Source organism: Jannaschia seohaensis, from assembly GCF_900116765.1.
Lineage (GTDB): Bacteria > Pseudomonadota > Alphaproteobacteria > Rhodobacterales > Rhodobacteraceae > Jannaschia > Jannaschia seohaensis.
The window spans coordinates 1-13,850 of sequence record NZ_UETC01000001.1 but is presented as its reverse complement, the minus strand read 5'-3'; the positions used below and the strand labels follow the sequence as shown (position 1 = coordinate 13,850).

The window sequence follows — 13,850 nt, the reverse complement described above, 5'->3', positions numbered from 1 at the left end:
GGCCTACCGCTGCTCCATCGCGTTTTCCCACTCTCGGAGAAAGGCCCGGCGGTTCAGCGGGTCTAGATAGACCATGAGGGCCGGGCCGAGACGGATGGGGCCGAACCCGGCGCCCGAGCCCTCGGATGCCCGCCCGAGGGGCGGCAGGGGCCAGTCGCCCGGTGACTCGCGCAAGCCCGCGATGAGCAGCGTGTCGATGAGCGCGCCGGCAGCCTCCCGCTCCGTGGCCGCCATCGGGATGAAGGCGGTTCTCAGGATCACGTTGGAGAAGTCCTGCATCCGCAGGATGCGCACCCGGCCGCCTGAATCCTGCGCCAGCCGGTCGGCGGCATAGCTGCCCAGCACGTTGTAGGCGAGCGCCAGCCGCCCGGACGCCACATCGTCGATCATCTGGCCCGAGCAGCAATAGAGTTGCGGGTCCAGCCGTCCCATGACCTCGGAGAGGCGCCAATAGGCATCGGTCGAGCGCGCCTCCTGGGTGGCGAAGAGATAACCGAGACCGCTGACGCGGACGTCATAGGTGCCGACCGCGCCGTGGAACCGCTCCGGATGGTCGCGCAGGACGTCGATCAGGTCCTGCCGGGTTTCCGGCGGGGGCAGGCCGGCGAAGCGCTCGGTCGAGATCACGACGACGGCGGGCTCGGTGGTGAAGGCGAAGATCTGCTCGCGCCAGCGCGCCCAGCCGGGGAGCGTCTCGGTGACCGCCGAGCGGTAGTCCTGGGCGAACCCGTCATTGACCAGTTGAAATTGCAGATCCATCGCCGAGGAAATCGCGAGATCGAAGGCGGCGCCCTCGCGGATCGCGCGGTGCAGTTCGGCCGAGGAGACGACCGAATAGTCCAGTGCGAGGTCCGGCCGCTCGCGGTGGAAGGCCGCGAGGAACGGGTCGAAAACCGTCAGATCGGCGGTGGAGAGGATCCGGAGGACGCGCTCTCCGGTTCCGGGATAGTGCCGGCGGTCCTCGATCTCGAGCCCGGCGGCGGACCCGACCCAGAGCCAGACCGTCAGGATCAGGCCAATGGCAGCACGAGCGTGACGCATGCGCCCTCTCCTTTCTTTACCCGGCCCAACTCCAGCCGCCCGCCATGGGCCCGGAGCACGTCGTCGACGATGGTGAGCCCGAGGCCGGAGCCGACGATTCCCTCGGTATTGCTCCCGCGCCGGAAGCGCTCGGTCAACGCCTCGGCCGGGCCCTCGCCGAGGCCTGGGCCCTGGTCGCTCACCGCCATCCGCGCCTCGCCGCCGTCGGTCGAGACGGTGAGGCGCACGGTGGTGTCCTCGGGCGAGTATTTGATCGCGTTGTCGAGAACGTTCCTGAGCGCGCTGTCGAGCAGGACCGCGTCTCCCGCCACCTCGGCGGGCTCCGTCTCAAGCCGGAGCTCGATATCCTTCATCGCTGCGGTCGGCTCCAACGCCTTGGCCGTCTGGCGTGCCAGTTCGGCGAGGTCGATCCGGTCGCGGGCGAGATCGTCCGTGCGGTACGCCACCGTCGCATGGTCGAGGATCTGCTCGGCGGAGCGCGAACTTTCGTCGACGGCGCGGATCATCTGCCGCAGGCGCCGGCGCTGCGCCTCGTCCTCGATCGAGCGCAGCGCGATCTCGGCCTGAACCCGCACGGTGGCAAGCGGGGTGCGGACGCGGTGCGCGGCCTCGGCGATGAAATCCTCCGAACGCTGGATCGACTGTCCCAGCCGCGCCATCAGACGGTTCAGCGCGGCCAAAAGCGGGGCAAGCTCCGCCGGTGCATCGCGGCGAAGCGGGCGCAGGTCGGACGGCCCGCGCCGCGAGACCGCCCTGGCGATCTCGTTGAGCGGCCGGAGCGATGTGCGCGCGGCGAAGAAGGACAAAGCCACCGCCACGAGGAAAAAGGCCACCGCCAGGGTCGCGGCGAGTTGCGACAGCTCGCCGGTGATCGCGTCCACGCCGTTGCGCGTCTGCGCGACGGTCACCGTGACCGGCACCGGTTGCGCCCCGGCGAGCACCAGCCGCGTCAGCATCGCCATCCGGATCTCGGCCCCGCGATAATTGCCGGTATCGAAGACCACCCGTCCGGGCGAGGGCGGGCCGAGTTGCGGCACCGGCAGATCGGGATAGCCTGTCAGCATCTCCTCGCCCGCCGTGACCAGATAGAAGACCCGGTCCTCGCTGATCGCGCCCAGCATGGCGAAGGCGGAATAGGGCAGTTCGAGTTGGACCTGGCCCTGCTCGCTCCGCAGCGTCTCGGCGATGGTCGTGGCGGAGGCGGCGAGGACATTGTCCTGCGTGCGCTCGGCCGCCTCGAGCGCAAGGCCCGTGACCATCCCCCAGGAGAGAACCGAGAGCAGGGCCGCGACCCCGGCGAGCAGAAAGGTCAGCCGGCGCCCGATCGAGCCCGTGCCGGTCATGGCGCCGTGGTGTCCATCCGGTATCCGAGCCCGCGCACCGTCTCGATCCGGACGCCCTTACCTTCGATCCGGCGGCGGAGACGGCCGACATAGACCTCGATCGCGTTCTCGGTCACTTCGGCGTCATGCGAAAAGAGCCGGTCCATGAGCTGGCCCTTGGAGAGGATCTGCCCCGGGTGGCGGGCAAAGACCTCCAGGAGCCGGATCTCGCGGTTGCGGAGTTCGACCGTGGATGATCCGCAGCACAGCGTCCCCGCCATCGGGTCGAAGACCGCGGCGCCGAGGGCGATCTCGTTCCGGGCCGATCCGCCCCGGCGGCGCAGCACCGCGCGGCAGCGGGCCTCCAGCTCGGAGAAGTCGAAGGGCTTGGTCAGGTAATCGTCCGCGCCCTCGTCGAGCGCGTCGACCCGGTCGGAGACGCGGCTGCGCGCGGTCAGCACGATCACGGGCACCTCCAGGCGGTCGCGGCTGCGCTTGAGGAAGGCCCGGCCGTCCCCATCCGGCAGCATCACGTCGAGCAGGATCAGGTCGTAATCCGCCGTGGCGAGGCAATCCTCGGCTTCGGCCAAGCTCGCGGCATGGTCGACGGCATGCCCGTCCATCGCCAGCCGGCTCGCGATGGCCTCGGCCAGTTCGAGATTGTCCTCGACCAGAAGATACCGCACACGCCCCTCCCTTCGCGCCGGCCGTGCACTCGCCGCGTGTCAGGCTTCTGTCAGCTTCGAGTGCTAGCGGCGGAGCATGGGCGGTGGAGGATCGCCTGTCAAATGGGAGGAAACCAGATGAACACCTTTGGGTGGGCCCGTCGCTCGGTTGTCGCGGCGGCGACCGCGACGCTTGTGCTCGGCGGCGCCGTGCAAGCCGAGGAAATGGTCGAACAGCTGCACTTCATCGTGCCCGGCGGCGCGGGCGGCGGCTGGGACGGCACCGCGCGCGGCACCGGCGAAGCGCTGACCAATGGCGGCCTCGTTGGAAATGCGAGCTATGAGAACATGTCCGGCGGCGGTGGCGGTGTGGCGATCGCCTACATGATCGAGAACGCCGACAGCCTCGACAACACGCTGATGGTGAACTCCACGCCGATCGTGATCCGCTCGCTGACCGGCGTCTTTCCCCAGAGCTTCCGCGACCTGACGCTGGTGGCGGGCACCATCGGGGATTACGCCGCGCTTGTCGTGCCGGTGGACAGCCCGATCGAGAACATGGAGGATCTGCTCGCGGCCTATGCCGAGCAGGGTCCGGACTTCGCCGTCGGCGGGGGCTCGGTCCCGGGCGGGATGGACCATCTCGTGGCCGCGATGGTGATGCAGGCCGCGGGCGAGGAGCCGACGGCGCTCAACTACATCCCCTACGACGCCGGCGGCGAAGCGATGGCCGGGCTGCTCTCGGGCGAAATCGACGCGCTCTCGACCGGTTTCTCCGAGGCGATCGCGCTGGCCGAGCAGGACGAGGTCCGGATCGTCGGCGTGACCGCGCCCGAACGTGTCCCGGCCTATGACGAGGCCCCGACCTTCACGGAGCAGGGCATCGAGACGACCTTCATCAACTGGCGCGGGTTCTTCGGCCCGCCGGGCCTCGATGAGGCGACGCGCCAGACCTATGTCGATATGTTCGCCGCGATGTACGAGACCGACGCTTGGGAAGAGGTCCGGGCGCGCAACGGCTGGGTGAACATCTTCAACCCGGGCGAGGATTTCCGTGCGTTCCTCGAGCAGCAGGAGCAGGAAATCGGCGACCTGATGCGGGTCCTCGGGTTCCTCTGATCCGATAGCCGCGCCCCCCGGGGGCGCGGCCCTTCGCGACGACCGAAGGCAGCCGTCGGCCAGAGGCGGCCGGCGCGCCCATAGCACAAGACGACAACGGGGGAGGCCAGGCCATGGCGCTCGATCGCTGGATCGCGCTCATCTTCATCGCGTTCTGCTGTATCTACGGCTACGCGGCTTTTTTCACGATGGATCAGTTGCTGCCGCCCTTCATGCAGCGCAACCCGGTCTGGCCCTCGACCTTTCCCAAGGTCCTTTCGGTGCTCGGCATCCTCGTCGGTCTCATCGTGCTCTTCGGGCTCGAGAAGTCGGCAGAACAGTCCGAGCCTTCGGCGACCGACATCAACTACCGCCGGCTGCATGAATACAACCTGGTCCAGGCGCTGTCTCTGCTGGGTCTCATGGTCGTCTATGCGCTGGCGCTGCGGCCGGCGGGCTTCCTGCTGGCGACCATGGTCTTTCTCGCCGGAGGCAGCGCGATCCTCGGAGAGCGGCGCTGGCTGACCATGCTCCTCGTCGCCGCGATCGCCAGCGGCGCGGTCTGGTATCTCGTCCAGGAGGTGCTTGGCATCTTCCTGCGGCCACTGCCCTTCTTCCTGAGGTGAGCCATGCTTGAAGGCATCATGATCGGCCTCTCGGCCGCGTTCTCGGTCCAGAACCTTCTGATGGTCGTCGCCGGCTGTCTCATCGGAACCTTCATCGGCATGCTGCCGGGCCTCGGCCCGATGTCGATCATCGCGATCATGATCCCTGTCGCGATCACGCTGGGCGACCCCACCGCCGCGCTGATCCTGCTCGCCGGGGTCTATTACGGCGCGATTTTCGGCGGCTCGACCTCGTCGATCCTGCTGAACGCGCCGGGGGTCGCGGGGACGGTGGCCACCAGTTTCGACGGCTACCCGATGGCCCGGAAGGGACAGGCGGGCAAGGCGCTCACCATCGCGGCGGTCTCGTCCTTCGCGGGCGGCACCATCGGGGCGATCCTGCTGGCGATCTTCGCGCCGGCGCTTTCCACGGTGGCACTGCTTTTCCACTCGGCGGAATATTTCGCGCTGATGGTCGTCGGCCTCTCGGCGATCGCCGCCTTCGCCGGGACCGGTCAGGTGGCCAAGGCGCTGATGATGACGATCCTCGGGCTGATCCTGGCGACCGTCGGAGAGGGCGCGCTGTTCAACATGCCGCGCTTCACCATGGGGCTGATGGACCTGCAATCGGGGATCAGCTTCATCACCCTCGCCATGGCGATGTTCGCGTTGCCCGAGGCGATCTTTCTTGTGCTCAACCCGGCCCGGTCGGCCAGCGGCGCCGAGGGCGGCGGCTCGGGCAAGATCACCGGGCTGCGCTTTTCCAGGGAAGAGGGCCGGGCCATCCTGCCGGTGATCGGCCGGCAGTCGGTGCAGGGCTTCTTTATCGGGGTGCTGCCCGGGGCAGGGGCCACCATCGCCTCCTTCCTCGGCTACGCGGTCGAGCGCAACATCGCGTCAGGCAAGGAACAGGCCGAGTTCGGCAAGGGCTCGGTCAAGGGTCTCGCCGCGCCGGAGACGGCGAACAACGCGGCCTGCACCGGGTCGTTCGTGCCGCTGCTCACCCTCGGGATCCCGGGGTCGGGCACCACGGCGATCCTGTTGGGCGCGCTCATCGCGCTGAACGTGACGCCGGGGCCGCGCCTGATGGTCGATGAGCCGGATATCTTCTGGGCGGTGATCATCTCGATGTATATCGGCAATCTGGTCCTGCTGATCCTGAACCTTCCGCTGATCCCCTACATCGCCAAGATCCTCGCGATCCCGCGGAACTACCTGATCCCCTTCATCCTCTTCTTCACGTTGATGGGCGCCTATATCGGGCAGAACAATGCCACCGAGCTGCTGTTGCTCGTGGGGCTCGGCGTGCTGGCCACGATCCTGCGCTTTGCCGACTATCCGCTGGCGCCGCTGCTGATCGGGTTCATCCTGGGCACCATGCTCGAGAACAACTTCGCCCGGTCGATGCAGCTTTATCGCGGTCTCGACTTCATCTGGGAACGCCCGATGACGCTGGCGCTCCTGGTGCTGGCGGTGCTCCTGGTCCTGCTGCCGACCTATCGCGCGCGGCGGGCGCGGAAACGGGCCGAAGGTGTGGCCGATGGCGACTGAGGAGCGCGACGCCCGGGCGCCCCTCAAGGGCGTCCGGGTGCTGGACCTGACGAACGTGCTGGCGGGGCCGTTCGCCTGCCACCAGCTCGCGCATCTGGGCGCCGAGGTGATCAAGGTCGAGGCGGTTGGCCGCGGCGACCTCGCCCGGAACCTCGGCGCCGACCCGGAGCTGTCGGCGAAGGGGATGGGCATCAGCTTTCTCGCGCAGAACGCCGGGAAGAAGTCGCTGACGCTGAACCTGAAGGACGCCCGCGGCAAGGAGGTGCTCAAGCGCCTTGCCGCGCGCGCCGACGTGCTGGTGGAGAATTTCCGCCCCGGCGTCATGGCGCGCCTCGGTCTCGACTATGCGGCGCTCTCGGAGGCGAACCCGAAGCTCATCTATTGCGCGATCTCGGGCTTCGGCCAGGACGGGCCCTGGGCTGGACGCCCGGCCTATGACCAGATCGTGCAGGGGGCCTCCGGCGTCATGTCGATCACCGGCGACGCGGAGAGCGCGCCGCTTCGCGTGGGCTACCCGCTGGCGGATACGGTGGGCGGGCTGACGGCGGCGATGGCCATCTGCGCCGCGCTCAATGCCCCGGAGCGCGGCGCGTTCATCGATGTCTCGATGCTCGACTCGGTGCTCGCGACGATGGGCTGGGTTCTGTCCAACTACCTGATCGGCGGCGTTGCGCCTCAGCCGAATGGCAACGAGAACCCGACCTCGGCGCCCTCGGGCGCGTTCCAATGCGCCGACGGGCTGGTGAACATCGCGGCGAACAAGGACGACCAGTGGGAGATCCTGGCGCGCCATCTCGGCCGTGCGGACTTGTTGACGCGGCCGGATTACGCCACCCGCGAGGACCGCAAACGCAATCGCCTCCGGCTGAAGGCGGAGCTGGAGACGGTGCTCACCACGCGCCCGGCGCGGGACTGGGCCCGAGAGCTTAACGCGCGCGGCGTCCCGGCGGGGGCGGTGCTGAGCGTGCCCGAGGTGCTGGTGCATCCGCAGGTGACGGGCCGCGATTTCTTCGCGCGGTTCGAGGACGTGCCGGGCTTGGAGCGCCCCATCGACCTGGTCCGCATCGGCGCGATGTTCGACGGTGCGCGCCCCGCGGTGTCCACACCGCCGCCGGCCCTGGGCGCCGACACCCGGGAGATCCTGGACGAACTCGGCTTCGGCGCGGCGGAGATCGAGGCGATGCGTGGGGAGAACGTCGTATGAGCGAGCGGACCGATGTCGCCGACTGGTGGCGCACGAAGATCATCGACATGGAGCCGGGCCGGATCGCGCTGCGGGGCCACCCGGTCCAAGAGCTGATCGGAAATCGGGGCTTCGCGGAGATGATCTGGCTGATGGTGACCGGCGAGGAGATCGCCGGGCATCGAGCCCGGATCTTCGAGGCCGCGCTCGTGGCGGCCGTCGATCACGGGCCGCAGGCGCCCTCGATCGCGGCGGCGCGGATGGCCGCGACCTGCGGCATCGGCCTGCAATCGGCCATGGCGACGGGTCTCAACATGTTGGGTGACGTGCATGGCGGCGCGGGCGAGCAGGCGGTGGAACTCTACCGCCGGGCCGAGGCTGCGGGGCCGCAGGCTCTGGTGGACACCCTCGACCTCTGGCGCGCGGAGCATGGGCGGTTTCTGCCAGGCTTCGGCCACCGCTTCCACAAGCCCGTCGATCCGCGCGCCCCGCGTCTCCTGGCGCTCGTGGACGAGGCTGCCGCGGCGGGCGAGGTCCCCGGGGGATATGCCGATATCGGCCGGGCCATCGAGGCGCGCCTCGCGGCGGAGCGCGGCAAGCCCGTTCCGATGAATATCGATGGGGCCACGGCGGTCATCTACGCCGAGCTCGGTTGCCCGCCGCCACTTGCCCGCGGCTTCTTCGGCCTCTCCCGCTCGGTCGGGATTCTCGCGCATGCCTGGGAGCAGACCGAGCAGGGCGGGCGCAACAAGGGGCCGACGCCGCCCGCCTATCGCTGGACCTATGACGGTCCCTGAGCGGGGTGAGGACACCGTGCCTCGTTGTCCCGGCCGTCGCCGCCGGCCCTGTCGCGGCCCGGGCGCTGGGACATAGAGGAACATGTCTCCACGACATGGCCGAGCGATGCACTATCCTCCCGCCGCAAGGGGGATGCTGAGCGGTGCCGCGAGGGGCGCAGGCGGTCTGCGCCCCTCGCGGCTGCACTGATCGAGATGAAGGCGGCGCGCTATCCCGCCATTTGGCGTTTACTGTCGGAGCTTACGGCATGCTCCCATGCGGTCACGTCGCTGTGGCGCGTGAGAGGTCACGGATTTCGCGGGCCACGCGGGCGGCCTATTCGGGCCGCGGGACCAGCCCGAAATGATCCGCCCCGGTTACGACGGCCCGCGCCCGAGAGCCCTGCGAGGTCGTGTTGGAGTGCGATCCAATGCTCCGCCAGGTCTCCCGGATAATCCTCGGCTACAAGCCTTGTGACGGGAAGGTTTCCCAGACTGTCGATCGCCTGTGCCAATCCGGTCGATATGCTGTCCCGCCAAGCGGCGGCAGACGCTGCCCCATCTCCTCACGCGCGGAATCCACCAGCACGAGACCGGCGATCCGGTCAGGCTATCGATGCGCGAACACGCGCGCGACGAGCCCGCCATTGGAATGGCCGGCAAGCACCATCGGGCGCTTGACCCCGACCATATCGGCAAGGACGGCAAGGCGGTCGACAGCGGCGCCGGCATCATCCGCCGAGCGGACGCATGGGGGCTTCCGTCCCGCATGGCAGAGTCTGCAACCGGCACGGGCGTCGCAATCCTCGCTGCTGATACGAACTGGGAGACTGCGAAGAGGGCGGCCACCGCCGCAACGACCGCCACCCCGCTCGCCCTCAGGACAAGGGGAACAGCCGTGAGCGCAGAGAATACGCCGTTCATCACGGAGGGAAGCTTAGAGCTGCTCTTGCCCGAGCATCCGCATCTCTTTGCCTACCTGCGGCGGCACGAAAAGACCCGGCTGCTGGTGATCGTGTCCTACAGCCCTGAGCCGGTCGCCCTTCCACCGGAAGCGGTCCCGGACGGGGCCGGGCAGGGCCAGCTCTGCAATGTCGCGCACCCCGTCAGGCCGACGGATCCGGTTGCCCTGCCACCGTTCTTCGCGGGTGTTTGGATCGAAGACACGACACTGGCGGGCCAACCCCCGGAAGCGGAGCTCGCCAGATGAGCGACCTTGGCATTCTGATCCTGCTCCAGGATGGCCTAATGGCGGCTTTCACGTTTCACGTCATCGTGGTCCTGCGCCGGAGTTTCGGTTCCTTGGCGGTATCCTTGGCCGATCCTCGCGTTTCCGGTTCTGATGTTGGCACGGGGCTGGCGGATCGCGTCGGAGGGTTTTCGACGCGAGGTCCTGACCACGCCGCCCCCTGGCTTGGCACGGGTCACGCATCGCGCCGCCAAGTCTGCCGTAGGATGGTCAGCAGGGCCAGAACCTCGCAGGAGGCGAAGAAAATATAATGGGGTTTCAAGGAGCCGCCGCCAATCACGAATGCCGCCGTGACAAGTGCGGCGACCGTGGTCACGAGCTTCAGGCCACGCGGCGGAAGGAGATGCGTGAGCACGATCATGGCCAAGGGGATCTGGATGAATACGGCCGCGATGAGCATCAGCGTCTCCGACAGGGCAACGCCCTCTACGACGCCTTCCATGACCTGCGGCAAGACCCCCGGCGTATAGATCGACAGCACGTCCGCGAAGACGATGTTGAGGGAGACGAACACCCAAAGAAGCGAGAGCAGCATGGGGCGCGAAACGGTTGGTTGCACGAAAACCTACCTTTCGGTGCTTGCGGGTGGGCTTGGTATGCCTGTTGCGCAGTCCGGATGTAGAAGCCGACGTCCAACGCCGCGATGCGGCGTCATGCGCTGGCAACGATGCTCACACCGACGATGACCATCGCGAGCCCAAAGGCCTTTGTGGTTGAGAACGGTCTTTCTGCCAGCCCTATTGCTCCGAAATGGTCGTAGAGCGCTCCGCCCAGGAGGCTGCCGGTAATTACGAGGACGAGGAACAGTGTGGCGCCGAGCATCGGGATCGTCTGCATGGAGATCACGACGTGAACGACCCCCAAAAGGCCTCCAAGCCAGACCCACCAAGGAAGCGAAAGGACTGTCACCACGGTCAGCGCGCGAAGGCTGCCCGAAACGAACGCGAACAGCCCGGTTACCAAGGTCGCGGTTGCGAAGGCCAGAAAGACCGCAAGCAGATGATCCCGCCCGAGGCCGAGAGAAAACCGGGCGTAAATAGGACCTTGTGCCGCGACGAGCATGCCGCCCAGAACGGCCAGTGCCGCCGAAACGAAGAGCGTTGCCTGCATGACCTACAACCGCCTGTACATGTAGGTCGTTGCGTGCAAGGCCCGACCGTCCGGATCGAGGGCGAAGTCGGGGATGATGCCGGCCCGCTCGAACCCGACCGCCTGATACAGCCATTCGGAAACATCCCCGGTCCGCGTATCAAGCGTGACGAGGGTCTTGCCCGCGCGTCGCGCGGCGTCGAACGCACGCAGCAGCAGTCGCTTTCCGATCCCGCGCTGACGGTAGTCGGGATGCACTATCATCTTGGAGATCTCGGCCCGATGAGACTGGTTCGGCGGCATGCCGACCACTAGTTGCACTGTTCCGACGATCTTGCCGTCCATGAGCGCACCGAAAAGGAGCCGCGCCCCGCTTCCAATCGCCGCCTTGACGTCTCTAGACCAGAAACGCTCGGCTTCCGCGGGGTCCAGCGGCGCGATGAAGCCGATCGCGGCACCCTCCGCGACCGTGTCGATGGAGACGCGACACAGATCGTCCAGATGACGCGCGAGCGTGTCTTGGTCTATCCGGATGATTTCGAGTGCCGCCGTGTTCATCGCAGCGCGATCACGTATTTGCAGCTGTGCTCGGCAGTCCTGAACACCGTCTCCCCGAAAAGGACGTATCTCAGGCAATCGCCCGGCATGAGGGAATGGGAGTGCCGCTCGACCGTCACCTCAAGCCGACCTGACAGCAGGTAGAGGTGATGTTCCTGGCCCGGCACGGCTGGGGCCGCATATCGGATGGTCTGCTTCTGACCCAATTCGCATTCGATCAGTTCCAGCGAGAGCTGTCCGTTCGATGGCGATACGCTTCGTCGGGTGAAGGAGTGCTCTTCATCCCGCCACACAAGCTGCTGATCCCGTTTCACGACAGGCTGGTAATCCTGCTCCAGCGGGGCGAGCAGTCGCGAGATCGGCAAGGCGTAGACGGCCGCAAGGCGCCCAAGCGTCTCTGCGGTCGGGCTCGTGTCCCCGTTTTCGATGCGGGACAGCGTGGCTCTGCTTATGCCGCTGCGCTCCGCAACGGCGGCCAGGGTGAGGCCGCGCGCTTCGCGTAGCGTGCGCATGTGTTCGGCAAGGGATGCGTTCGCGGTTGATGATGGTTGTTCCATATTTGGAAAATATCCCAATTATGGGCATCGCGTCAACGCGCTTAGCCAGCCTCTGGGAGATTGTCTATCACCTTGATGCGATACCATGGCCTGTGGTCGCGCGCCGGTGATCTGCCTGCGCCATAGGCTCATGGCGGACCTCATCGCCGCGCGCGCAGCAGACCCGCGACAAGCCGGCGCCAGAGCGGAAGCCGGACAGTGAGCCTCACCCACCTCCCGAATGATCTCGGGGCCCGTCTTGAACCACTCGAAGGGGTTGGGCGCGCCCCGCTGGGGCGCGCCACTAGGGTCAGGCAATGACCAGGATGTCGTCGGCTGTCAGGGTGGCCGCCGTTATCCCATCCGTGAGCGAGGCGATTAGAATGGCCCCTCCGGACGATCCATCCGCGTCGTAGAAGAGGTCCCCGCTCAAGCTGTTGTAGAGCAGGTGGTCGTTGCCATCCGACGCGCTGTCTGCATCCACGGTCGCCCCGCTGACAAAGGCGTCGGCGGCGAGCGTGCCTACGGACAAAGCCGAGAAGCCCGACTGAGCAAGGACCAGCTGGTCGCCCTCGGTTCCGTCGAAATCGGGGAGGACGTCCGGGCCTTCGCCGGGGTCGTTGAAGACGAACTCATCGCCTCCCAACTCGCCGGTCAGGATGTCGGCCCCGCCGTTCCCGATCAGGGTGTCGTCTCCATCCGTCCCGTTGATGCTGTCGGCGTTGGCTCCTCCTTCCAGCACGCCGTTGCTGACGACATCGATGTTCAGCGTTTGCGTCGGGGTGACGTCGTGATCGGCATCGTTCAACGCGACCGCCAGCGCGAGATCGGCATTGTTCTGGAAATCGTTCTGAAGGACGAAGCCGATATCGACGATCTTGGCGACGTCGTTGTCGGGCGACGTGCTCGACGGGAAGGCCTGGCTCCCCGTCGAGGCGCCCGCCTCCTCCCCCGTGACCGGGTTCAGATCGATTCCCGTCCCGCTGAAGCTGTTTGCCGCGGTCAGGATCTGCATGCCGTAGATCTGATAGTCTTCGCCCGCGAGATTGTAGTCGTTGCTCTCTATCACGACCACGCCATCGTTGTTGTCGAGCATTCCTGTCAGGCCGAGATTCGTCGGCAACAGGGTCTCGTCGAACTGGTTGGTATTGCGCACGATATCCGTCGACTCGACCACGACAACGCGGCTGATCACGATGCCGTCCGAATCGATCAGCTTGAGCAGGAACAGGAAGTCCTCGTCACCGACACCGTCGAAATAGGCATAGATCCCGTCGGCCCGCCCATCAGGTCCGAATTCCGCCTTCGGGTCGTCGATGGGATTGTCCGGAGGGAACGGGTAGCCCGGGCGCGAAAGGGCCGGGTTGTCGAGGTAGAAGTTCAGGTCGAGAATCTCGTCGTTCTGGATCGTGTCCCCGGCCACCCCGTTCTGAGTCTGGCTGGCTGTGACATAGGTCTGCGAGGCACTGAAGAGCTCGCCCGCCGTCCAGGTGGCGTCCCCGCCCGCGGTAATGTCGACAGAGTTCGTTTCCTGATCGCCACGGAACTGGATCCAGAAATCCTCCGAGAGCTTGGACACGATGACCTCCGGCTGGGACGCGGCCGATCCTTCGAGGTTGTACTCGTCCTTGGAGATCGTGCCGGCGGTATTCACGATCGAATACCCCGAGAGGGTGTCATTGAGCGTGACGGTATAGGTCCCCGCGGCCTTGTCGAAGGTGATCGTTCCCGTCGCCGTGTTCGTGTCGCCGGTCGTGGGGTTGAAGACATAGTCGAACGAGAAATCGAACTCCGCGCTGGTGGCGTCTTCGCTGGACCACTGAACCGAGACATCGCTGATGGCGGCCGCACCGACGGTTCCCGAGAGCGCAACGCTCAGGAAGTCCGATCGGATCGCGGTATAGGGCGCCGTCCACTGGTCGGCCCCGATATTGTATTGGAACACACCCGTGCCGCTCTTGTCGGAATTGGCGAAGACCAAGTCAGTCGTCGCCTGAATCAGCGGCCCGTCATCGCCGACGATGAAGTTGCCGCCGAGATCGACGCTGGCGGCGGCGGCGGCGGTGTCGCCCTCCCAGGTGGCGCCTCCGTCGGTGACGGTGACGGCCTTTTGCAGGCTGACCTGGCCGTCATCGAGGCTGAGGATGTCGGTGGTGTAGGGCGCGGCGCTGTCGGTG

14 protein-coding genes are annotated in these 13,850 nt (G+C 66.8%); 6 read left to right on the top strand and 8 right to left on the bottom strand.

Annotation, left to right across the window (positions count from 1 at the left end; genetic code table 11):
• Positions 1-3: 3 nt before the first annotated feature.
• The 3 genes from DTQ71_RS00070 to DTQ71_RS00060 are packed head-to-tail and all read right to left on the bottom strand — an operon-like array spanning position 4 to position 3,049.
• The gene (locus DTQ71_RS00070) at positions 4-1,041 is read right to left on the bottom strand and encodes an ABC transporter substrate-binding protein (RefSeq protein WP_109562258.1); all 1,038 of its coding nucleotides are present in this window, start codon (positions 1,039-1,041) and stop codon (positions 4-6) included.
• Entirely contained in the window at positions 1,011-2,384 is a 1,374-nt protein-coding gene (locus tag DTQ71_RS00065) for a sensor histidine kinase (RefSeq protein WP_109562257.1), read from the bottom strand. Before DTQ71_RS00065 ends, DTQ71_RS00070 begins: the two co-directional genes overlap by 31 nt.
• On the bottom strand, positions 2,381-3,049 hold the full coding sequence (locus tag DTQ71_RS00060) for a response regulator transcription factor (protein ID WP_109562256.1): 669 nt from the start codon (positions 3,047-3,049) through the stop codon (positions 2,381-2,383). Before DTQ71_RS00060 ends, DTQ71_RS00065 begins: the two co-directional genes overlap by 4 nt.
• Positions 3,050-3,166: 117 nt before the next feature.
• On the opposite strand from DTQ71_RS00060, the gene DTQ71_RS00055 reads away from it, so the two are divergent.
• From DTQ71_RS00055 to DTQ71_RS00030, 6 genes are all read left to right on the top strand, one after another.
• The gene (locus DTQ71_RS00055; RefSeq protein ID WP_109562255.1) at positions 3,167-4,147 is read left to right on the top strand and encodes a tripartite tricarboxylate transporter substrate binding protein; all 981 of its coding nucleotides are present in this window, start codon (positions 3,167-3,169) and stop codon (positions 4,145-4,147) included.
• 113 nt (positions 4,148-4,260) lie between these two features.
• The gene (locus tag DTQ71_RS00050) at positions 4,261-4,752 is read left to right on the top strand and encodes a tripartite tricarboxylate transporter TctB family protein (RefSeq protein ID WP_109562254.1); all 492 of its coding nucleotides are present in this window, start codon (positions 4,261-4,263) and stop codon (positions 4,750-4,752) included.
• Positions 4,753-4,755: 3 nt separating this feature from the next.
• Positions 4,756-6,282, top strand: a complete 1,527-nt coding sequence (locus tag DTQ71_RS00045) for a tripartite tricarboxylate transporter permease (RefSeq protein WP_109562253.1) — start codon at positions 4,756-4,758, stop codon at positions 6,280-6,282.
• Positions 6,272-7,486: a CaiB/BaiF CoA transferase family protein gene (locus DTQ71_RS00040; RefSeq protein WP_109562252.1), complete on the top strand. Its 1,215-nt coding sequence runs from the start codon at positions 6,272-6,274 to the stop codon at positions 7,484-7,486. The genes DTQ71_RS00045 and DTQ71_RS00040 overlap by 11 nt, the downstream gene beginning before the upstream one ends.
• Positions 7,483-8,262: a citryl-CoA lyase gene (locus DTQ71_RS00035; RefSeq protein ID WP_109562251.1), complete on the top strand. Its 780-nt coding sequence runs from the start codon at positions 7,483-7,485 to the stop codon at positions 8,260-8,262. Before DTQ71_RS00040 ends, DTQ71_RS00035 begins: the two co-directional genes overlap by 4 nt.
• 595 nt (positions 8,263-8,857) lie before the next feature.
• On the top strand, positions 8,858-9,451 hold the full coding sequence (locus DTQ71_RS00030) for an alpha-glucosidase C-terminal domain-containing protein (RefSeq protein WP_109562250.1): 594 nt from the start codon (positions 8,858-8,860) through the stop codon (positions 9,449-9,451).
• A 214-nt stretch (positions 9,452-9,665) separates the two neighbouring features.
• Here DTQ71_RS00030 and DTQ71_RS00025 read toward each other — a convergent pair whose 3' ends face one another.
• The 5 genes from DTQ71_RS00025 to DTQ71_RS23305 all read right to left on the bottom strand — a co-directional run.
• Positions 9,666-10,025, bottom strand: coding sequence for a DUF6326 family protein (locus DTQ71_RS00025; protein ID WP_109562249.1), 360 nt, complete (start codon positions 10,023-10,025; stop codon positions 9,666-9,668).
• A 116-nt stretch (positions 10,026-10,141) separates the two neighbouring features.
• A complete protein-coding gene (locus DTQ71_RS00020) occupies positions 10,142-10,600 on the bottom strand; it encodes a DMT family transporter (protein ID WP_109562248.1) in 459 nt (152 codons plus the stop codon).
• Positions 10,601-10,603: 3 nt separating this feature from the next.
• Positions 10,604-11,137 carry a GNAT family N-acetyltransferase gene (locus DTQ71_RS00015; RefSeq protein ID WP_109562247.1) on the bottom strand — a complete coding sequence of 178 codons (534 nt, stop codon included), beginning with the start codon at positions 11,135-11,137 and terminating at the stop codon, positions 10,604-10,606.
• Positions 11,134-11,694: a helix-turn-helix domain-containing protein gene (locus DTQ71_RS00010; RefSeq protein WP_109562246.1), complete on the bottom strand. Its 561-nt coding sequence runs from the start codon at positions 11,692-11,694 to the stop codon at positions 11,134-11,136. The genes DTQ71_RS00015 and DTQ71_RS00010 overlap by 4 nt, the downstream gene beginning before the upstream one ends.
• A 289-nt stretch (positions 11,695-11,983) precedes the next feature.
• A partial coding sequence (locus tag DTQ71_RS23305; RefSeq protein WP_170125250.1) for a calcium-binding protein occupies positions 11,984-13,850 on the bottom strand: 1,867 nt, incomplete at its 5' end.